Source organism: Phytopseudomonas argentinensis, from assembly GCF_900113905.1.
In the GTDB taxonomy this organism is placed as follows: Bacteria; Pseudomonadota; Gammaproteobacteria; order Pseudomonadales; family Pseudomonadaceae; genus Aquipseudomonas; species Aquipseudomonas argentinensis.
The window spans coordinates 59,878-81,002 of the sequence record NZ_FORC01000004.1; the positions used below are offsets into that span (position 1 = coordinate 59,878).

The window sequence follows — 21,125 nt, forward strand, 5'->3', positions numbered from 1 at the left end:
GTGTCCTCAGATCAATTGGGTAGGAAGTTCAGGGGTGGCGCCTGCAGGTGGCGGAACGTCGAACACCTTGATGGTCATGGAAATCAGGGTGTAGTAACCGGCGATTCCCACTAGGTCGACAGCCGCTTCTTCGCCTAGCTGTCCAACGAACTCTTGATAAAGGGCGTCGCTGATGCCGCGCTTGTCGTGCAGTTCGCGAATGAATCGGTAAACCAAGGCTTCATCGGCATTGGCAAAGTCCGGCTGCTGGTCGTCGCGGATGGCGTCGATGATGTGCGGTGCCAGCCCTGCCTCCAGAGCGAATGGCTTGTGCGCTGCCCACTCATACTCGGCAAGCCAGTGACGGCCCATCATGAGAATGGCCAGCTCAGACAGGCGTGGATCCAGGCACGTGTCATAGCGGCAATAGCGTCCCAAGGCTTGCGCGCATTCGGCGAGTTCGGGGCGGTGCAGCCATATTGCCAATGGGCCTCGCACGCCTTTGCGTGGGCCGTTGGCGATGCGCTCATAGACCTCACGCTGTGCGTCGCTGAGGTGATTCGGGTCGACAGGGGCTAAACGATTCATGAGATTTCCTATCAAGGGCGCTGGGATTGGATGAAGTCGGATTGCTCACTCTTTGTTGGCGGCTCGGCCGCACTTGCATCCAGCGGTGGGCGTAACAGGCTGCGACTCGGCTTGCGGCCGGTTTCCCGTTCGAAGTCTTCAGGGGTAAACGCACCCTCCCAGCGAGCGATCGCGAATACCGCGACGGTATTGCCAACTATGTTGGTGAGTGCGGTGGCCGTGGCCATGACGCGGTCAATACCGAACAGCAGGCCCAGGCCGCTGAGGGGCAGGGTCTGGACCGATTGCAGGGTGGCGGCCAGTTTGATGAAGGCACCACCAGCGACGGTCGTCCCGCCCTTGGAGGTGATGCTCAGGATGGCCAAGAGGCCAAGTTGCTGCATCAAGGAGAAGGGGGTGTCAGTTGCCTGGGCGATGAAACCAATGGCAATAGCCATGTAGATCGCGGTGCCGTCCAAGTTGAAGCTGTAACCAGCTGGCAATACGAAACCGACCACAACTTCATCGCAACCACTGCGCTTGAGTTTCTCGATCAGACGTGGGAACACCACTTCACCCGAGGCGGTGCCGAATACCAGGAGTATTTCATCTCGGATCAGCTTCAGGACGCTGCCGAACGGCAGCCCGATGGACCAACTGATGGTGCCGAGAATGCCGAACACAAAGATCAGCGAAGCGGCGTAGTAGACCGCGATCAATTTGAGGAGGTAGAGCAGGGTATCGCCGCCATAGCTCCCGATCGCAGCGGCCATGGCGCCGAATGCACCCAATGGGGCCAGCTTCATGATGAAGCCGAGCATCTTGAAAAGGATGCTCTGTGCCTCACCGATTGCCTTTACTGTGATCGAGTCTGGAGCACAAACGCGATTTATTGCGATGCCAGCGAGCATCGAGATGATGAGAACCTGAATGATGTCGCCTTTGGCAAAGGCGTCTATCAGCGTGTGCGGGATCAACCCAAGCAGGTAGTTGATCATCGACACGCTACCGGCGGCTGATGTCGCCTTGATAGCTTCGCTGGACTCGTTCAGCTCGGTCGCGTGCAAGCCTACGCCGGGCTGGATCATGTTGACCAATATGAAGCCGATCAGCATCGCTACGGTACTGACCACCTCGAAGTAGACGAGTGATTTAACGCCGAGCCGCCCAAGTTTTCGCATGTCTTGAACATGGGTAAGACCGTGGACGAGGGTAACGAAGACGATTGGAGCCAGCATCATTTTGAGCAGAGCAATAAATGCCTGCCCAAGCGGCTTCATGGCGACTGCCCATTGCGGAGCAGCAAATCCGAGTATCACAGCGGCAAGGAGTGCGATAAGCACCTGAACGTGAAGTTTCTTCAACTGGTTCATAGCAGTTCCTAACCCAAAATTGGGCATCATTGTTCTTGTGGTGGCGCTTCAATGGCTGAAAAACAGCGTCATCAGCTATCTAGATCGAGCATAGAAAAACCTGGCACTAGGCACAAAAACCTTATTTTGATAAAAAGCCATGCTTAAACGGCATGGTGATCCTCATGGACATTCGCGAACTCCGCTCTTTTGTAAAAGTGGCCCAGTGCGGCGGCTTCAGTCGCGCATCAAAGGAGCTTTTCATTGCTCAGCCGGCTCTGAGCCGACAGATTGCCAAGCTCGAGGAACAGCTTCAGGTAGCGCTATTCATCCGGCACGGGCGGGGAGTGGAGCTGACTGCTGCGGGGGCGCGATTGTTGGAGCGAGCAGAGGTCATGCTGCGCTATATGGAAGAAACCGCCGATCATGTACGCAACAGCTTTGTCGAGGAGCGTGGTCATCTGGCGATTGGGTTGCCACCAGCAATCGGCACTCTCGTCGGGCCTCAGTTGATTCGCCGCTTTCATTCGCGATGGCCCAAGGCGTCTTTGCATGCCCTGGAAGGCTTGAGCACTTCGCTGCAGGAGTGGTTACTCGATGGCCGAATCGAAGTGGCTGTGGTGTACAACCAGCCCTTGCTCGAGGCCTTCAGTGTGAAGCCGATTTTCAGTGAAAGAATGGTGTTGGTAGGACCGCCTGGGGAGCAGCCGAAGTCTGTCCGTATCAAGGGGCTGGCTGAATTCCCGCTCATTCTGCCAGGGCTGCCGCACAGCAACCGCCGCCTCATCGAGCAGGTTGCTGCACAAAACGGTTTTCAGCTGAATGTGCCCTTCGAAGTGGACAGTGTCGGGCTCACCAAACGTTTGGTGGCTGACGGCTTGGGATATTCGATTCTGGCTCATGCAGCTGTACAGGAAGATATCGCCGACGGTGTTCTGGTTGGACATGCTATCGAAAGGCCCGGCATCCGCTCTACGGTGTCGTTGACCACACTCAAGGACAGACGAACCAGTCGATTGGCATTGAGCTGGGAGAAAATTCTAATGGACACATTGGAAGAACTCGTCACTGTAGGAGCTTGGAAGGATGCAACGCTCTGGCTCGGTTCTGATAGTAACTGACGCCCTGTAGCGCCGTTGCCAGTTACCTTAGAGTGGGCGCTTGCCCAGAAACTTTCGAGCATCCTCTCGAAGCATCTCCACCAGTGCCGCGGCTGCAGATGGCAGGTAGCGTTCCTTCCTGATCGTTACCGCAACGGTTCGTGTCATCGTTGTCTCCCCTAGCACCACCTCGCGCAATAGGTTCATATCGCGATGGCTCTGGAGTGACTCCTTGGCCAAAAAGCTGAGGAAATTGGTACGCGCGATCAGCCTGGGAAGCATCGAGATCGAGTTGGTCTCGATCTGAACCACAGGTGCTGGCAGCCTATGGACGGCAAACACATCATCGATCCAGCGGCGAGACGAAACGGAGGGAGCGGGAAGTATCCAGCGGTATCGAGCAAGATCTTTAACGCCGTATGGCGCAGAGAAGATGGGATGTTCGTTACTTGCGACCACTACCGCTTCGTCCTGCAGGATTGGGTAGGTCGTCAGTTGCGGGTCATCGGCATGCAGGGGGCAGATGATAGCGTCCAGTTGCCCTGACCTGAGCGAATCCTTCAGTAGGTCATCTTGTCCTATCGTAAGGCTGAGCCTGACTTCAGGAGCCTGCTCCAATAATGAAGTTGCGAGTTCAGGTAGCAAGTGCTCAGCCATGCTCGCGGAACAACCGAGCCGTACGGTGCCTATCAGACCGTTCGCCAAATCGCGAACTTCTCGCTTGGTTTCTGAGATGCTCAGCTGCAGCTGCTTGCTCCGAATCATCATCAGTCTGCCAGCCTCAGACAACTTGATACCTCGGCCATCTTTTTCGAATAGCCGGATGCCAAGTGAATCTTCCAGCCTTTGAATGCTCTTCGTCAGTGCCGGCTGGCTTCGATTCAACTTAGCAGCTGCCTGACCCAGATGCCCGAGTTCCGCGATGACCTCGAAATAAGAAAGATCACGTAGATCCATTATTCATTCCTGATATCTATCGTTCAGAAAAAAATAGAAAATAGACCTTATGGGTTCTCGTGTCGATAATTAGCCGGTAACCCTCAGTTCCGCGACCAGGAGCTCTATGCCAAATTTCGAAAAGCCTTTGCCTTGGCACTCCCTCTCGCTTCGCTGGCTCGCACTCGTTTCCTGCGCAACAGGAGCGGGTCAGCTCCTGCATGCTATTGGCGTTCCCGCTGGTCTATTCATCGGACCAATGCTTGTAGCCATCATCTTTGGCGTTTGCGGCTTCGGGATGAGGCTCAATCGCCACGCTTTTAGGTTCGGTCAGGGCTGTATTGGCTTGCTGGCTGCCCAGACGATGACCGCCTCCGTTCTGCTATCAATCGCGGCGTCCTGGCACATCATGTTAATTGCAACGCTTACGACAATATGCCTGAGCGCGCTCATAGGTATTGGGAGCGTGCGGATCGGGAACATTCCGGGAAGCACCGCTGCCTGGGGAACCGCCCCAGGGGCAGCATCTGCGATGGTCGCGATGGCCGAGGATTACGGTGCCGATGCTCGCGTGGTTGCCACCATGCAATACGTTCGGGTGGTATGTGTGGTCATGGCTGGGGCCTTGGTAAGTCACCTGATGGGCGCGAGCACCGAGACAGGCGTCGCCGCCACTGCCTCCGAAGGGATGTACAGCATCGATTTCATACTTGGGGTTGGTGTAATCCTGACTGGTCTCGTGGCGGGGCTGATCATTCCCGCAGGTGGGATTCTGGCACCACTTTTCATCGGTTCTGCCATGCAGCTGAGTGGTTTAATCAATATCACCTTGCCTAGCGAATTTATGGCATTGGGCTATGGACTGATCGGTTGCTATATTGGTTTGCGCTTTGATCGAGCAACGCTGGTTTATGTTGTGAGGCGGCTCCCCTCTATCTTCGTGGGGGCGATAATTCTGATACTGCTTTGTGCCGGTTGTGCAGGGTTGCTGACTGTCTCCACCGGCGCCGATTTTCTATCGATGTATCTCGCGACCAGTCCTGGTGGGCTGGATGCCATGGCGATCATCGCCGTTGAAAGCAACTCCGACGTTGGCCTGGTTCTGGCAATGCAAACCCTCCGTTTGTTAGGCGTGGTGCTGACAGGTGCTTTTGTCGCAAAACAGATAATTCGCCTCACCGGAGGAAACTCGTCTGTTTCGTCTCAATTGAGATAGATGATCTAGAAGTTGTTTTCTCATAAACAGCGTCTTCAGTTCCTTCCTTGATTGAAATGTAAATCAGGGCGCCGCGTTGCTGGCATACCTTGCGACTACACGCACCAGCGTGCACACGTAAATTCCTCCGAGCACTCTCCCCGCAATCAATTCTATATAGCCTCTGCTCGGCTGCCGTTCGGGGTGCCAGCGCGTAGCTCATACATTGTGTATCTGAATTGTTCCCGATGGGTTTGAGAGCGCACGAACACACTTGCGTGAACTCAATTGATTTGTGAGGTGGTGGGGATTGAAATAGTGCAAGTGCCATATGGCGGTTTGAGCGAGGCAATTGATACAGGAAGTTTCATTAAATGGCTTATGCCGGTATGGCATGGGCTGGTATGAGAAAAAGGTTATTGTTGGTTTTTGGGTGAATTCCTATGCTAGCTGTAATAAGCGGTCAGCTGCTTATTGATTTAAATTGCTTGCTGGAATTATCAGCTACTTAACGTCCTGGTTAGAGGTTTTTTACGAAAGGCTATTCGGGAGAAGGGCGAGTCGAAATGATCCGCCGCGCTGATTCGACAATAATAATAAGTTTATGGAGGCACGATGAGGAATTCACGGTGTATCTCGCTACTCGCAATACTTGTCTATGGTCTGCACCCGACTGGAGCCTTTGCGGCTACGGAAAGCGATAAATTTCCAGTCAAACCGATCCGAATTGTCGTCCATGTAGGCCCTGGTGGCGCGGCAGATGTCTACGCCAGGGCATTGGCTCGGGCCGCTGAGCCTTTTGCAGGGCAACCGATAATAGTTGAGAACCGTCCGGGCGGTGCTGGGGCTGCTCAAATGGCGTCCCTCTCGAATGCATCACCCGACGGCTACACGATAGGAATTAACACGCTTACGCATTTGACTGGAATGCTTACGAATTTAAAAGGACTGTTTGCACCGACAGACTTCACGTGGGTTTTGCAGAATCAAATCGACACGCACATCCTTCTGGTCAATGAAGACTCGCCGTATCAGACGTATGAGCAATTGATCGAGGGCACGAAGCGCAGCGGCCGGCCGTTGATTGTTAGTGGCTATGGAACGATCGGCTCTACCGCTTATATTGCGACACACCTCTTTACTCAACCCAAAGATATTGAGTTCAGCTGGGTGAGCTATGGCAGCTCTACGGACGCAACATCAGCCATGCTGGGCGGTCATGTACAAGCCACGGTAACCAATCCCGGCCAAGCCTTTCAATTCATCGAGGCCAAGCGCGTGAGGGCATTGGGGGTGCTGGCGCCCCGTCGCAATAAGCTGCTACCCGAGGTGCCAACGTTCATCGAAGCGGGAGTGAGCGAGGGCGCAGACTGGTATCAGGTACGCGGGATATATGGCCCGGCCGGGATCCCGCAAGATGTTCAGAATGCCCTCGCCGAAATATTCACGAAAGGCATGAGCGATCCGAACTTTATCCGTTATCAGGAACAGGCGGGCTTGGAGACCGAGACGCTTGGGCCTACCGAATATCAGAAGAGTTTGGCGAATCAGGTTGAACTTGCCAAGGATGCTCTGAAAGAAGCGGGCATTCAATAAGCGAATGCCTGAAGAATAATAAGTAAAGGAGAGTCTGATGCACTCTGGTTCAGTTACTGTCAGGCTAAGCTTAACTGTGCCTGAAGCTTTATTGTATGTCGCCGTGATAGTGTTCTTGGGCGTGGCTTGCTATGAATCCTTCATGATGCCGATTTCTATAAATCCGGGTGATTTAGGTCCCGGTGATGTGCCACTCATTGTGGCGCTGTTTACCTTGGTCTTGGCTATCGTCAGCATGATAGTAGATGCGCTAAAACCTGATAAGCCAAAAGTCGCAACATCTGGCTCGAAGCGGGTAATCGCGGGAATGCTCTGGTTTGTTATTGCAGCGGCCATATTTCCATTTGCAGGTATTTATCCTGTGTTTGCGATCTTCATCCTAGGGCTTTGCCGTCTTGCAGGTGCAGGCTGGTTGGGGGCATTAATGACGTCGGTCATGTTCCTTGCCTTTATTTACTTGGCCTTCGATCTGCTGCTGGCAATACCAATGAATTGAGGATGGGAACATGTTGGATAATATTCTTCTAGGTCTTAGCAGTTTCAATAGCTTTTCTGTCTGTTTCGCACTGTTGATCGGCGCTTTGATCGGTTATGTGATTGGTGCCATTCCAGGGCTAGGTCCCACTTTAGGCGTTTCGTTGCTCATCCCGTTTACTTATGCCATGGACCCGATCTCATCCATTGTGATGTTGGTCGGGTTATATGTGGCAGCGGAGTACGGTGGCGCAATAACAGCCATTATTCTCAATACGCCAGGTACGGCTGCCGCAGTAGCAACAGCATGGGATGGGTATCCGCTCAACCTTCAAGGTAATGGGGGCAAAGCGCTGAACGTGTCCATTGTCGCTTCCGGCATTGGAATGCTCATCAGCTCGTTCATGTTCCTCTTCACCGCCGTACCCCTATCTGAAATTGCTCTCAAACTGGGACCAATCGAGTATTTTGCGATCGGCCTTGTCGGCTTGAGCCTTGCCTCAGGTCTTTCGGCGAATCAGCCGATAAAAGGCGCCATTGCGATGGGCGTAGGGCTGGTATTTGCGTTTGTGGGGCTTGATCCACAAACAGGTGTTCCCCGATTTACTCCCTCAACCGAGTTTTTCGAAGGTATACCTCTTGTGCCTGCCTTGCTGGGGCTCTACGCCCTGTCAGAAGTATTCATCATGCTCGAGGATCTCCACCGCGAGAAAAAGCCAAACGTCAGTCTCGGGGGAATTTTTGAAGTCCCAATGGCGCTGTTTTACCAGCTGAAATGGGTGATCTTGAAAAGTACGGTGATCGGCTATCTTGTTGGCGTCATACCGGGGGCTGGTGCATCGGTAGCATCCTTTCTCGCGTACGCCGAAGCCAAGCGCTCCTCCAAGGAGCCTGAGAACTTTGGAAAGGGGAGTTATGAGGGGGTTGCAGCTTCTGAGACGGCCAATAACTCTGCTGTGTCAGGCAATTTGGCCCCAATGCTGGCGCTCGGAATACCGGGCTCTGCCACGACTGCAGTACTAGTGGGCGCGTTAATGGTGCATGGGGTGCAGCCAGGTCCATTGCTGTTTACTAAAAATCCTGAGATCCCCTATACGATCCTTGCCTCATTATGGTTCGGCGTTCCTATCATGGTGCTCATAGGCCTGCTGGGTTCCAAGTTGTGGGCTCGATTCGCGGATATCCCAGTGCCAGTGATCGCAGCGATTGTCGCGGGGTTGAGTTTGATAGGTGCTTACGCCACAGAGAACTCCTTCTTCCCTGTGGCCATAACGGTGGCGTTCGGGGTGTTTGGCTACCTGTGTCGCAAAGCGGATTTTCCGACTGCACCCATCATCCTGGCACTTGTTCTAGGTGAGATGATTGAAGTGAATTTGCGCCGGGCGCTCATCATTTCAGATGGCGACTGGACGGTGTTCTTAACCAACTCCGTGTCACTCATCTTGCTGGTCGTGTCCCTGTTGGCCTTTTTGCTTCCGGCGCTTCGACTCTTTCGCAAGACTGGACGTGGTTAGGCTCCCATAGCTCAGTTTTTATCATTGAAGCCCGGCCCATGTGCTGGGCTTCGTTCCATCGACTGTGCGCATTCGCCATGAGGCCAAAAGGGGGCTAGGCCCTTCAGGTTCACAGCAAACCTTCTTCAGCGATCAGCACTGTTTGCTGGCCTGCCACGACGATGTGATCCAGCGACGCCGGTCGTTACCCAGCGCTTTTTTGTCGATACGCACCAGCAGGCCGGCTTGATCGTAGGAGCCCCTTCGACGGGGTCGATCAGCGAGCCAGCTTAAAGTTGCCTCCGCGTTCGCAAATAAAGCAATCGGCAGCAAGAGAAAGGTCGGGTTGCACTGCTGTCCGCCGCAGCCGATCCGTCGCTTGCAGAAGGACCCGGCCAGCCAGCTTCGAGCCAGAGGGCAGGGCTTCTGGGCCGTGTGTTGGAAAAACTGCTTTGACTCGTGCCAATAACGCTCCGCAGGTTCGCCCCCCAAGGCTCTCCACCTCTACTCAGCGATGACCTCTGCAGCATACAAACGCAGGCCAACGCCACACCTACCCTAACGTTGTTCCTAATCCGATTTCTCCTTTTCTGTTGACGAATATCAATATTCGAGCAAATATTGTTTTTAATCGATTTATATATATCGCCTAGCGATACGGAGAATAAATTGTACGATCCGTTAGTCAACGCTCATCCCGGCATAGGCGCTCCGCACTCGTCGTCCTATTGGGCCGATACCGCAGGTATTGCTCCTGAGGATGACGGCCCGGTGAGCGGGCCGCTGGATGTTGAAGTGGCGATTATTGGCGGCGGCTACACGGGGCTTAGCTGCGCTCTGCATCTGGCGCGTGAGCACGGAATCCGCGCGGTCGTGTTGGAGGCCAATCAGGTGGCGTGGGGCTGCAGCGGCCGCAATGGCAGCTTCGCTCGGATATCCGGAGGTCGTGTTCCGCTTGCGGAACTGATCCGTCGCCATGGTCCTGTTACGGCCAAGGCCTATTTCGATGAGATGTCGGCTGGCTTGAATACCGTGCGCGACCTCATTCATGACGGGAGGATCGAGTGTGATGCTCAGCCTGATGGCGTTTACAAGGTCGCGAGCGATGCAGGCCATGTTGATGGGCTCAAGCGCGAGGTAGGGCTGTATAACGATGTGCTCAAGTACGATGCCAGATTGGTTACTGCCGAGCAGGTGAATGCTGTACATGGCGGTGCCGAGTCGTTCGGTGCGTTATACATGCCTGACGGATTTTCCATGCATCCACTAAAGCTCGCCTGGGGAATCCTGCGGATGGCGCGGGAAGCGGGCGCCACGGTGCATGTGGGCTCACCGGTTACCCAGTGGCATAGCGACAAGGGCGATCATCGCCTGGTAACACCAGGCGGTATTGTGACCGCCAAACACGTGGTCGTGGCCACCAACGGCTACACCTCGCCAGCTCTGCACAAGGCAACGGCCGGACGAGTGTTGCCAGTGCATTCCCAGATAATCGTGACGCGTCCGCTAACGGCTGAAGAGAAGATGCAGAGTTTGGTGGGTAGCGAGTGCATGTTCGATACCCGCAACCTGCTGTCCTATTACCGGCGTCTTCCGGATGATCGCATCCTGTTTGGAGGGCGGAGCGCAATAACTGGCCGCGACGCGGAAAACCCCAAGCACCGCCAGAACCTGCAGGACGCATTGTGTCGCAAGTTTCCAGTCTTGCAGGGCATTGGCGTGGATTACAACTGGGGTGGCTGGGTCGCTGTGAGCGAGAACTCGCTGCCTTTCATCTGTCGTGTGCCTGGGCTGCATAACGTGGTTTGCGCAGGGGGCTATGCCGGCAGCGGTGTTTCCTTCTCGGTGCAGTCAGGTAAGCGTCTGGCGCAGATGGTAGCGGGTGATAGTCAGCCTACGTCGGTCGACTTTCTTCATCAGATACCCAGGCGTTTTCCATTCCAGCCGTTTCTGCGAGTTGGACAGCGATTGGCCTACGCGTGGTACCGCTTCAAGGATGCGCAGTGATCACCAAGCGATGAACCGCGTTTATCACTTCATTCAGCTTCCGATGCAGTGCAGTAAGTAGAAGCGGGGAGATTGCTCCGCCCCAATCAATAAGAAGAGTAGTAGTAAGGGCATCCGCCCAGCGTTTTATTCAACTGTCTAATTACAACAAGCTCAGGAGTTGAACATGCGATCGATCAATAAGCCGTTGGCTGCGCTGGCAGCGGGTATTTCTCTGTGTGCAGTGGCTCATGTGCATGCTGCGGATACGGTTACATTTGCCGGTTGGGGAGGTGCCTTGCAGGATGCTGAGCGTAAGGCCTACCTGGAGCCTGCCGCCAAGGCGCTGGGCATTACCATCCGTGAAGACAACATGGATGGCCTCGCCGCCGTCCGTGCGCAAGTGCTGTCGGGCAAACCCAAGTGGGATGTAGTGGAACTGGGCAGCACCGAGTGCGCCCAGGCTCAGCAGGAAGGGCTGGTCGAGCCGCTGGATTACTCGGTGATCGATGCCAAGGACATCGACAAGTCCGTTGTCAGCAGTCACTGGATCGGCAGCCATGCCTACGCCACTGTAGTGGCCTGGGCCGAGGATAGCGGCCGACCTGTGGCGAAGAACTGGCAACAGTTCTTCGATCCTCAGGTCAAGGGAGCACGTGCGCTTTACCGTCAGCCATGGCTGACCATGGAAGCAGCGTTGCTGGGCGATGGTGTCGCTCCAAGTGAGCTCTATCCGCTGGACGTCGAGCGTGCGATCAAGGTGCTTACTCGGATCAAGCCGCAAGTTGTCAACTGGTGGAGTGCGGGGGCTGACTCGGCGCAGCTCCTGCGCAGTCGCGAGGTAGACTTCCTGGCGATCTGGAACGGTCGTGTCAGCGACGTGAAAGCCAGTGGCGAGGATGTCGACTATAGCTTCGACGGGGCCTTGTTGAGCCATGACTGTCTGATTGTGCCCAAGGGTACGGCAAACAAGGCCCAGGCCATGAAGCTGATTGCCGAAATCATGAAGCCCGAAAGCCAGGCCATGCTGGCAACACTGATTCCGTATTCGCCAGTAAATGCCAAGGCCTACGAATTGCCGATCATCAGTCCGGAATTGGCAAAGCGCTTACCTACATCTCCGCAGAACATCGACAAGGTGGTCGCCGTGTCTCCTCAATGGTGGGTTGAGAATCAAGAGGCCGTCCGCCAGCGATTCGCATTGTTCATCGCCCAGTGATCCGTCGCTCGCGGTCCGAGTGTCGGGCCGCGGCAATGGTCATCGACTTACGATTAGAAAGGGCGCCTGACGTCCGAAATGTGCCGAGTGTGAGTATGTCCGTAGACCACAAGCTTTCGATGTCCATCGATATCGAAAATCTGACCAAGACCTATAGCGGTTTCGCTGCGCTGGATGACGTATCTCTGTCTATCAAGAGCGGTGAGTTTCTGTCTCTACTGGGGTCTTCGGGCTCCGGCAAGACAACCCTTTTGATGGCGTTGGCTGGGTTCGTTCGGCCGGACGCGGGCAGTATCCGGTTCGGCGGCCGCGAGATGATCTTCGAGCCGCCGCACAAGCGTGATGTCGGCATGATGTTCCAGAGCTACGCATTGTTTCCTCACATGAACGTGTTCCAGAACGTGGCTTATCCGCTGAAATTGCGCGGCTACAAGCGTGCTGAAATTCGTCAGCGTGTCGAACAGGCGCTGGCCACGGTGGAACTGGATCATCTGATCGAGCGTGGAATCACGGAGATGTCCGGGGGCCAGCGCCAGCGCATTGCTCTGGCCCGTGCCATTGTCTTCGAACCGAAGATCCTGTTGATGGACGAGCCGCTTTCGGCCTTGGACAAACGCCTGCGTGAAACCATGCAGCTGGAACTGCGCCGCCTGCACGAGCGACTAGGTATGACCGTGGTCTACGTGACCCATGATCAGCGCGAGGCACTGACCATGTCGGACCGCATCGCGGTGATGAGCAAGGGCAAGATCCGCCAAGTCGATACCCCGCTCAATCTCTACGAGCGCCCGGCCAATCGTTTCATCGCCGAGTTCGTCGGCGAGTCCTCGTGCCTGCCGGTCAGTGTGGAAGGTGGGCAGATTCGTTTCCAGGGCCGGGCACTACGCACCGCCAGCCAGATCAGCGGACTGCAACAGCCCAGCCTGGTGGTTCGCCCGGAGAAGCTGCAGTTCGTCACCACCGATGCTGCTGACTTCAACTTGCTGCAAGGCCGCGTCAGCGACGTGATCTTCCAGGGCGAGAGCCAACTGGTGCAGGTCGACCTGGGCGAGGGCATGGCTGTGGCGATTCGTCGTCCGACCCGCAGCTCCTCGGACAATCGCCTGCCCGTGCGCGGCGAGGCAGTGACCCTGGGGCTGCACATGCAGGACACGCTGGTCGTGGGAGAGCAGGCATGAGCGCGATCGACGCTGGTGCGCTGAATGCGCGCGAGCTGCGTAGCGCGGACAGACGCCATCGCATGTTCCTGTTCGGTTCAGGGCTGCCCGCGCTGTTGCTGGTGCTGGTCACCTTCGTGCTGCCGATAGGCTGGCTGTTCTGGCTTTCGCTGTTCGATGCCGATGGGCAATTGACCATACAGAATTACACACGACTGCTCGAGCCGATCTATGTGCTGACCTTCGTGCAGACCTTCAAGATCGCCGTCATTGTTACCGTCGTCTGTGTATTGATCGGCTACCCCTACGCCTATTTCATGACCAAGGGTCCCCACTGGCTGGCCAGCCTGGCGATGGGCGTGTTGCTGGTATCGCTGTGGACCTCGCTGCTGGTGCGCACCTATGCCTGGCTGATCATCCTGCAGCGCCGTGGCATGGCCAACGACCTGCTGATGGCGCTGGGCATTACCGACGTTCCGCTGTCGCTGGTGCACAACCTGACCGGCACGGTCATTGGCATGGTGCACATCATGTTGCCGTTCATGATCCTGCCGCTGTATGCGGCGATGAAGAGCATCGACCCCATCTACAACCAGGCCGCGGCGGCCTTCGGTGCGTCGCCGGCGCGGGCGTTTCGCGATGTGTTTCTGCCGCTTTCGCTGCCGGGGCTGGCCGCCGGCGCCACCCTGGTGTTCGTGATCACCCTGGGCTTCTACGTCACCCCAGCTCTGCTGGGTGGTGGCAAGGTGCAGATGATCTCGATGCGCATCGAAAGCGATGTGTCGATGTATGCGAACTGGGGGGCGGCATCGTCGCTGGGCGTGGTGCTGTTGATCGCCACCTTGCTGATGCTGTTCATCGTAAAGAAGGGCGCGGGCTTCAGCCGGCGCAGCGAGTGACGTCATGAGCCGAATCCAACAATCTCTCAGCGGCATGCTGCGCGCTTCATGGCTGTACCTGCTGGTGGTACTGACCATGCTGTTCCTGGTTCTGCCAACTCTGGTGGTGATCCCGATGTCACTGTCGGATGCGCGCTACCTGAGCTTTCCACCGAAGTCCCTGAGTCTGGAGCCGTTCTTCAGCTATTTCGCCTCGCTGGAATGGCGTACGGCGACCACCGTGTCCCTGATCACCGCCACCCTGACCATGCTGCTCGCCACCACCCTGGGCACTGCGGCAGCCTATTCGCTGCACGTCAGCCAGTCGCGGCTGAGCGGCGTGTTGCGTGGGTTGATGCTGGCGCCGATGATCGTGCCGACCATCTTCATCGCCATCGGGCTGTTCTTCGTCTATGCGCGTTTCGATCTGAACAACACCATCCCCGGGCTGGTACTCGCGCACACGCTGCTCGCCTTGCCTTACGTGGTCATCAACGTTGGTGCTGGGCTTCGCAGCTATGACATGACGCAGGAGCAGGCCGCCTGCATTCTCGGCGCCACCCGGCTGCGGGCGTTCTTTGACGTGACTCTGCCACAGATCCGTTTTTCGGTGATTGCCGCCGCCATGTTCGCCTTCGCCATTTCCCTGGATGAAGCGGTTATTTCACTATTCATCAGCGGTGGCGACAGTTCGACCCTGACCAAGCGCATGTTCAGCTCGCTGCGTTCGGAAATCGACCCGTTGATTGCCGTGGTGGCCACCCTCATGACCCTGCTGTCGATCCTCATGCTCTGTATCAGCCTCATGGCCCAGCGCAAAGCCAAGAGGAGCTCGCTGTGAGCGCAATCGACCTGCGCCTGGCGCATGCCGGCCAAGAGATCCCGGAATTCATCTGGAACGGCCATCATATGCAGGGGCGCGGGACTGAAGGCATGGCGATTAGGCTACTGGCCAGTGAACGAGCCTGGTACATATCATCAAGAATTTCGGTTCGCTGCCGGGAGCTTATCGCCAGCAGCACGGCCTGTTCGTCAGTAATGGCTGGCCACGCCGCTGCAACCGCTTCAGGTGCGTTTCTGGCAAAGGCCATTTCCAGCAGCGGTATGGATGAACGCGTGCAGCCTTTCGCCGCAGACCGTTTCGGGGACACTGAATCGGTCGTTGAATCAGGCACCATATTGAGTCATTTCGAATGAAACGCCGTGTGGACCGTACCGTTATAGGCGAGGCTGTCCCGGCAACAACAAGGATAACCCCATGAGTTCTCTAGAAGACTCGCCGCTTTTCATCACCGCTCTATCCAAAGGGCTGGCGATTCTCACTGCTTTTCGCGCCGGGCGCCCGAGCATGAGCCTCGTGGAACTGGCCGAAGCCACGGGGCTGAACAAGAGCACCGTACAGCGTTCGGCCTTCACTCTTGAGACGCTGGGATATCTGTACAAGGAGCCAGTGACCAAACGCTTCCGCCTGGCCCCCAAGTCTCTTGATCTGGGAACCGGCTATCTGCAGACCAGCGAGCTGATCGAGCGTGCCAACCCGTACCTGCACGAGCTCAACCGCGACGTCGAAGAAAGCTGCAACCTGCTCGAGCCGTGCGGCCTGGACATGCTCTATGTCGCTCGTTTCCCCAGCCACAAGCAGATCGCATTGCACATGCCTCTGGGCCGCCACCTGCCGATGTACTGCACCTCGGCCGGGCGGGCCTATCTGGCGGCGCTGCCGGAAGCTGAGGCGGATGCCATTCTGGTGGCCTCTGAGCGGCACAGCTATACCGCCAGCACCGTGACTGACCTAGAGGCTTTGCGTGCCATCGTTGCCGAGGCCCGCAATGAGGGGTATGCGTATGCGCAAGAAGAATATTACGCCGGGGACATCAGTGTTGCTGCCGCCGTGGTCAACGCCGATGGCTATCCCCTCGGGGCGGTCAACATCTCTGTGCCATTTAGCCGCTGGAGTCTGGAAGATGTGCGCAGACAGCTGGCGCCCAAGGTAATTAACACTGCGCGGGCCATTGCCAGCGCGACACGCAGCTTGCGCCCCGTGGGCTGACGCTCCCGGGGAACCCATGAAACCGTACACCCTGCCGCAGGCCCAGCCCGCGGTATAGGTGCCCCTTTGCCCACCGTCCGGGCCCAGTAATAGGAGTGCGCAATGAGTCAAACCATGAAAGCAGCTGTTCTGCATGCCGCAGGGGAGCCCCTGCGCATTGAGCAAGTGCCGATCCCTCAGCCTGGCCCAGGCCAAGTACTGATTCGTGTCGTTGCCTGCGGGGTGTGCCATAGCGACCTGCACGCCATTGATGGCGATTGGTCGGCTCTACCGCGACTACCGCTGATTCCGGGCCATGAAGTCACGGGTTACGTCGCCGCTGTGGGACCGGGTGTCAGCGAGCCGGCTATCGGTACCGCCGTCGGCATGCCGTGGATGTACAGCGCCTGTGGCACCTGCGAGTTCTGCCAGGGCGGCATGGAAACCATCTGCGAGCGACGGGAGTCCACCGGCTACAGCCAGCAGGGTGGGTACGCTGAATACATGGTTGCCCCCGCTGCGTTCGTAGCCAGCATCCCCGCTGGCACTGATCTTTACGCCCTGGCGCCGATTCTATGCGCCGGGGTCACCACCTACCGGGGCCTCAAGCGCTCCCGCGCCCAGCCAGGCCAGTGGGTGGCGGTGCTGGGTATCGGCGGCCTGGGCCACGTCGCAGTGCAGTACGCCGTAGCCATGGGGCTGCGTGTGGCGGCGATCGATGTCGGCGCCGACAAGCTCGAGCTGGCCGGCCGCTATGGCGCCGAGTGCCTTATCGATGCGCTGAGCGACCCTGTGGCGAGCCTCAGGCAACAGATTCCCGGCGGTGTTCACGCGGCATTGGTCACCGCCACGGCCAATGCGGCCTTCGAACAGTCGGTGCAGATGCTGCGCCCTGGAGGCACCGCCGTATTCATTGGCTTGCCGGGCGGTAATGCCGACGCTGTAAGAACCTCGATCTCAGCCATTAGCGGGTGGGAGCTATCGATCACCGGCTCCAACATCGGCACTCGCCAAGACCTCAACGAAGCTGTGGCCTTCGCTGCCCGCGGTCAGGTGAAGGCCGAGGTCAGCCTGGCAGGCCTGGACGATATCAACACCGTTTTTGATCGCATGCGCAAAGGCCAGTTGGTCGGGCGCACCGTGTTGAAAATTGCCTGACTCATCCCACGATCCTGATAGGAGTCTCCATGACTATTACCCGCCTGCAACCCAACCCCGGCCTGCTTAGTCACGCCCTGGTCCACAACGGCATCGTCTACATCACCGGTCAGGTGCCTGCCGACCGCACCCAGGATGTAGCCGGGCAGACCGCCCAGGTGCTGGAGCGCATCGACACGCTGCTGGCCGAGGCCGGCTCGGATAAGTCGCACATCCTCTTTGCACAGATCTGGCTCAAGCACGCGGTAAAGGACTTCGCTGCGATGAACGCGGTCTGGCGTGAATGGATTCCGCAAGACGCGCTGCCGGCGCGGGCCACCGTAGAAGCCAACATGGCGGCAGACAATATCCTCGTCGAAATCGCCCTGCAGGCTGCCGTCAAGGCTTGAGGCGCCCGCCATTCACGATTGACCGGGCCTGCCTGAGGGGCCCGGCACTGGAGAGCATTCATGAGCAGTATCGTTGCACATCTGATCAATGGCGAACGCGTGCAGGGCAGCGGGCGCACCGCCGATGTCTATAACCCGTCCACGGGCGTGGTGATCAGGCAGGTGGCCCTGGCCGATGACGCCACCCTGCAACAGGCCATCGATGCGGCACGAGCCGCATTCCCGGCTTGGCGCAACACGCCGCCGGCCAAGCGTGCTCAGGTGATGTTCCGCTTCAAGCAACTGCTGGAGGCCAACGAAGCGCACATCGCCCAGCTGATCAGTGAAGAGCACGGCAAGACCCTGGAAGATGCCGTTGGTGAACTCAAGCGCGGCATCGAGAATGTCGAGTTCGCCTGTGCCGCCCCCGAGCTGCTCAAGGGCGAGTACAGCCGCAACGTCGGCCCGAACATCGACGCTTGGACCGACCTGCAGCCAGTGGGGGTGGTGGCCGGTATCACCCCGTTCAATTTCCCTGCCATGGTGCCGCTGTGGATGTACCCGCTGGCTATCGTCTGCGGTAACTGTTTCATCCTCAAACCCTCGGAGCGTGATCCCAGCTCGACGCTGTACATCGCCGAGCTTTTGATCGAGGCCGGGCTGCCCAAGGGCGTGATGAGTGTGGTGCACGGTGACAAGCAGGCCGTCGACGGTCTGATCCAGTCACCACACGTTAAAGCCCTGAGTTTTGTCGGCTCCACGCCGATTGCCGAGTACATCTACAGCGAAGGTACCAAGCGCGGCAAGCGCGTGCAGGCCCTGGGCGGGGCCAAGAACCACGCAGTGCTGATGCCTGACGCCGATCTTGACAACGCGGTGGGTGCGCTGATGGGCGCGGCCTATGGTTCCTGCGGTGAGCGCTGCATGGCCTTGTCGGTGGCGGTGTGTGTCGGCGATGAAGTTGCCGATGCTCTGGTGGAAAGGATCGTGCCGCAGATCAAGGCGCTGAAGGTGGGTGCTGGTACTGACTGTGGCCTGGACATGGGACCGCTGGTAACCGGCGCGGCACGCGACAAGGTCAAGGGTTATATCGATGCGGGTGTGGCCCAGGGCGCCAGCCTGCTTGTGGATGGGCGCGATCTGCAGGTGGCTGGCCACGAGAACGGTTTCTTCGTCGGTGGCACGCTGTTCGACCACGTCACCGCCGAGATGAGCATCTATACCGATGAGATCTTCGGCCCGGTGCTGTGCATCGTGCGGGTCAGCAGTCTCGAAGAGGCCATGCAACTGATCAACGATCACGAATATGGCAACGGCACCTGCATCTTCACCCGTGACGGTGAGGCCGCCCGTTTGTTCTGCGATGAGATCGAAGTGGGCATGGTCGGCGTCAACGTACCGCTGCCGGTGCCGGTCAGTTACCACAGCTTCGGCGGCTGGAAGCGCTCACTGTTCGGTGACCTGCATGCCTATGGTCCGGATGGCGTGCGCTTCTACACCCGCAAGAAGGCCGTTACCCAGCGCTGGCCACGTCGTGCCAGCCACGAGGCGGCGCAGTTCGCCTTCCCGAGCAACCGTTAACCCGAGCCGGGCAGGGTAGCGACCCTGCCCGAAGTCCCCATTCGAGGCGAGATTGACGATGAATAACGCACACAAGTTCTTTATAGATGGCCAGTGGGTGGCCGCCCGCTCTGGCAGTACTTTGGACGTCATCAACCCAGCTACCGAACAGGCTTTCATCAGCATCGCGGTCGGCAATGCCGAGGATGTGGATGCCGCCGTCGAGGCAGCTGCCAAGGCCTTCTCGACCTTTTCGGTGACCAGCGTCGAAACACGCCTGGCCCTGCTGAAAGAGATCCTGCGGGTCTACAACCTGCGCTACGAGGACCTGGTGCAGGCCGTCAGCCAGGAGATGGGCGCGCCACTGCATTTCGCCCGTGACGCGCAGATCTGGAGCGGCCGCGCGCACCTGGAGTCGACCATCAGCGCCCTGGAGAAATTCCAGTTCAGTGAGGACCATGGCAGCACCCATGTGGTGCGAGAGGCCATTGGCGTGTGCGCGCTGATCACGCCATGGAACTGGCCTCTGAACCAGATCGTCTGCAAGGTCGCACCCGCCATCGCCGCAGGCTGCACCGTGGTCCTCAAACCGAGTGAGATCGCGCCGATGACGGGGATCATCTTCGCCGAGATTCTCGAAGAGGCTGGTGTCCCTGCTGGGGTCTTCAATCTGGTCAATGGCACCGGGCCCGACGTGGGGCAACACATGGCCAGCCACCCCAAGGTGGACATGGTGTCCTTCACTGGCTCGACCCGTGCCGGCATCATCGTCGCCAAGGCAGCAGCCGATACCGTGAAGCGCGTGGCCCAGGAGCTGGGCGGAAAGTCGGCGAATATCCTTCTAGAGGATGCCGATTTCGACATTGCGGTGGCCAAGGGTGTGAAAGGCTGCTTTTCCAACTCAGGGCAGTCCTGCGATGCGCCAACACGCATGCTGGTGCCGCGTGCCCAGCATGCCCGCGTTCTCGAAATTGCCAGACAGACCACCGAACAGATGGTGACCGGCAGCCCATTGGAGGACGGCAGCCACCTCGGCCCGGTGATCAGCGAGGCGCAGTTCAACAAGATCCAGGGCCTGATCGCCACGGGTATCGAAGAGGGCGCCACCCTGGTCAGTGGCGGTCTGGGCCGTCCCGATGGTCTGAATACCGGCTATTACGTCAAGCCCACAGTGTTCGGCGACGTGACCCCGCAGATGACCATCGCCCGTGAAGAAATCTTTGGTCCGGTGCTGTCGATCCTGCCATATGACAGTGAAGAACAGGCCATCGAGATGGCCAACGACACCGTTTATGGACTGGCCGCCTATGTGCAGTCGACCGATCTTGAGCGCGCTCGTGCAGTGGCCGCCCGCATGCGTGCCGGCTCGGTCTACCTCAACTACCCGGACTGGGACACCTTTGCTCCGTTCGGTGGTTACAAACAGTCCGGTAACGGCCGCGAATATGCCGGCTGGGGCATCCATGACTTCCTGGAAATCAAAGGTGTGGTGGGCTGGGCAGGCTAGTAAGCTCGGTAACCGAAGCAAGCCCGCATAAGCGGGCTTGTTGGTATTCGTCATGTGGCCATCGATGATGCGTCCCGGCTGGCCTTCACCAGCCTGCTTCCAGATGAGCGCAGCAATAGCGCCTGCCGGGCGTTGTTGCGGGCGTTGCGTTACTACCGTGGGTTGAGTATCCGCTTCAAACGCGTCATGACAGACAATGGTGTCTGCTGCCGCTCTCATACGTTTCGGCTCTTATGCGCTCGGCTCGGCATCAAGCCCTATAAGCCACGTACCAACGGCAAGGCCGAACGTTTCATGCAGACGAGCCTAAGTGAGTAGGCCTATTCACGCAGCTATGACAGCTCCGAGCAACGAGCCAGGCACCTGCCAGCTTGGCTGCACCACTACAACTGGCACAGGCCACATGCCAGCCTCCACTACAAACCAACCATTAGTCGGGCTCCATGGCCACTGAACAACGTACTGGGTTTACACAACTAGCCGTTTCGGCCGGCGGTCGGGTTTCGTCTGCGCGCTACCGAGAGTCACGCCTGCAGGTGGCTGGCCGACGTCATGTGAACGCAACCGCTGG

Annotated in this window: 19 protein-coding genes and 1 pseudogene; 17 read left to right on the forward strand and 3 right to left on the reverse strand. The window is 57.8% G+C overall.

Annotated features, from left to right (window positions below; translation table 11 throughout):
- Positions 1-6: 6 nt before the first annotated feature.
- Both BM154_RS17990 and BM154_RS17995 read right to left on the reverse strand, forming a co-directional pair.
- Positions 7-567: a carboxymuconolactone decarboxylase family protein gene (locus BM154_RS17990; RefSeq protein ID WP_074887308.1), complete on the reverse strand. Its 561-nt coding sequence runs from the start codon at positions 565-567 to the stop codon at positions 7-9.
- An 11-nt stretch (positions 568-578) separates the two neighbouring features.
- Complete coding sequence (locus BM154_RS17995; RefSeq protein ID WP_074887312.1) at positions 579-1,919, reverse strand: cation:dicarboxylate symporter family transporter; 1,341 nt, start codon at positions 1,917-1,919, stop codon at positions 579-581.
- A 164-nt stretch (positions 1,920-2,083) separates the two neighbouring features.
- On the opposite strand from BM154_RS17995, the gene BM154_RS18000 reads away from it, so the two are divergent.
- Positions 2,084-3,019: a LysR family transcriptional regulator gene (locus tag BM154_RS18000; RefSeq protein WP_074888694.1), complete on the forward strand. Its 936-nt coding sequence runs from the start codon at positions 2,084-2,086 to the stop codon at positions 3,017-3,019.
- Between the two features lie 27 nt (positions 3,020-3,046).
- Here BM154_RS18000 and BM154_RS18005 read toward each other — a convergent pair whose 3' ends face one another.
- Positions 3,047-3,955: a LysR family transcriptional regulator gene (locus tag BM154_RS18005; RefSeq protein ID WP_074887315.1), complete on the reverse strand. Its 909-nt coding sequence runs from the start codon at positions 3,953-3,955 to the stop codon at positions 3,047-3,049.
- 106 nt (positions 3,956-4,061) lie between these two features.
- On the opposite strand from BM154_RS18005, the gene BM154_RS18010 reads away from it, so the two are divergent.
- From BM154_RS18010 to BM154_RS18085, 16 genes and pseudogenes are all read left to right on the forward strand, one after another.
- The gene (locus BM154_RS18010) at positions 4,062-5,150 is read left to right on the forward strand and encodes an AbrB family transcriptional regulator (protein ID WP_074887319.1); all 1,089 of its coding nucleotides are present in this window, start codon (positions 4,062-4,064) and stop codon (positions 5,148-5,150) included.
- Positions 5,151-5,744: 594 nt separating this feature from the next.
- Positions 5,745-6,725, forward strand: coding sequence for a Bug family tripartite tricarboxylate transporter substrate binding protein (locus BM154_RS18015; RefSeq protein WP_074887322.1), 981 nt, complete (start codon positions 5,745-5,747; stop codon positions 6,723-6,725).
- A gap of 37 nt (positions 6,726-6,762) precedes the next feature.
- On the forward strand, positions 6,763-7,221 hold the full coding sequence (locus BM154_RS18020) for a tripartite tricarboxylate transporter TctB family protein (RefSeq protein WP_074887323.1): 459 nt from the start codon (positions 6,763-6,765) through the stop codon (positions 7,219-7,221).
- Between the two features lie 10 nt (positions 7,222-7,231).
- Positions 7,232-8,713, forward strand: coding sequence for a tripartite tricarboxylate transporter permease (locus BM154_RS18025; RefSeq protein WP_074887326.1), 1,482 nt, complete (start codon positions 7,232-7,234; stop codon positions 8,711-8,713).
- Positions 8,714-9,361: 648 nt separating this feature from the next.
- A complete protein-coding gene (locus BM154_RS18030; RefSeq protein ID WP_083414605.1) occupies positions 9,362-10,699 on the forward strand; it encodes an NAD(P)/FAD-dependent oxidoreductase in 1,338 nt (445 codons plus the stop codon).
- 166 nt (positions 10,700-10,865) lie between these two features.
- Positions 10,866-11,897, forward strand: a complete 1,032-nt coding sequence (locus BM154_RS18035; RefSeq protein ID WP_074887329.1) for an ABC transporter substrate-binding protein — start codon at positions 10,866-10,868, stop codon at positions 11,895-11,897.
- A 95-nt stretch (positions 11,898-11,992) separates the two neighbouring features.
- A complete protein-coding gene (locus BM154_RS18040) occupies positions 11,993-13,075 on the forward strand; it encodes an ABC transporter ATP-binding protein (RefSeq protein ID WP_074887332.1) in 1,083 nt (360 codons plus the stop codon).
- Positions 13,072-13,953, forward strand: a complete 882-nt coding sequence (locus BM154_RS18045) for an ABC transporter permease (protein WP_074887335.1) — start codon at positions 13,072-13,074, stop codon at positions 13,951-13,953. Before BM154_RS18040 ends, BM154_RS18045 begins: the two co-directional genes overlap by 4 nt.
- Positions 13,954-13,957: 4 nt before the next feature.
- Positions 13,958-14,773: an ABC transporter permease gene (locus BM154_RS18050; RefSeq protein WP_074887337.1), complete on the forward strand. Its 816-nt coding sequence runs from the start codon at positions 13,958-13,960 to the stop codon at positions 14,771-14,773.
- Positions 14,770-15,129: a hypothetical protein gene (locus BM154_RS18055; protein WP_074887340.1), complete on the forward strand. Its 360-nt coding sequence runs from the start codon at positions 14,770-14,772 to the stop codon at positions 15,127-15,129. The genes BM154_RS18050 and BM154_RS18055 overlap by 4 nt, the downstream gene beginning before the upstream one ends.
- Positions 15,130-15,190: 61 nt before the next feature.
- Entirely contained in the window at positions 15,191-15,982 is a 792-nt protein-coding gene (locus tag BM154_RS18060) for an IclR family transcriptional regulator (protein WP_074887342.1), read from the forward strand.
- A 102-nt stretch (positions 15,983-16,084) separates the two neighbouring features.
- Positions 16,085-17,119: a zinc-dependent alcohol dehydrogenase gene (locus tag BM154_RS18065; protein WP_074887345.1), complete on the forward strand. Its 1,035-nt coding sequence runs from the start codon at positions 16,085-16,087 to the stop codon at positions 17,117-17,119.
- A gap of 29 nt (positions 17,120-17,148) precedes the next feature.
- Complete coding sequence (locus BM154_RS18070; RefSeq protein ID WP_074887347.1) at positions 17,149-17,508, forward strand: RidA family protein; 360 nt, start codon at positions 17,149-17,151, stop codon at positions 17,506-17,508.
- A gap of 60 nt (positions 17,509-17,568) precedes the next feature.
- Complete coding sequence (locus BM154_RS18075; protein ID WP_074887350.1) at positions 17,569-19,068, forward strand: CoA-acylating methylmalonate-semialdehyde dehydrogenase; 1,500 nt, start codon at positions 17,569-17,571, stop codon at positions 19,066-19,068.
- Between the two features lie 58 nt (positions 19,069-19,126).
- The gene (locus BM154_RS18080; RefSeq protein ID WP_074887354.1) at positions 19,127-20,554 is read left to right on the forward strand and encodes an aldehyde dehydrogenase family protein; all 1,428 of its coding nucleotides are present in this window, start codon (positions 19,127-19,129) and stop codon (positions 20,552-20,554) included.
- Between the two features lie 42 nt (positions 20,555-20,596).
- A pseudogene (locus BM154_RS18085) lies at positions 20,597-21,034 on the forward strand (integrase core domain-containing protein); the annotation flags it as partial.
- Positions 21,035-21,125: the final 91 nt, after the last annotated feature.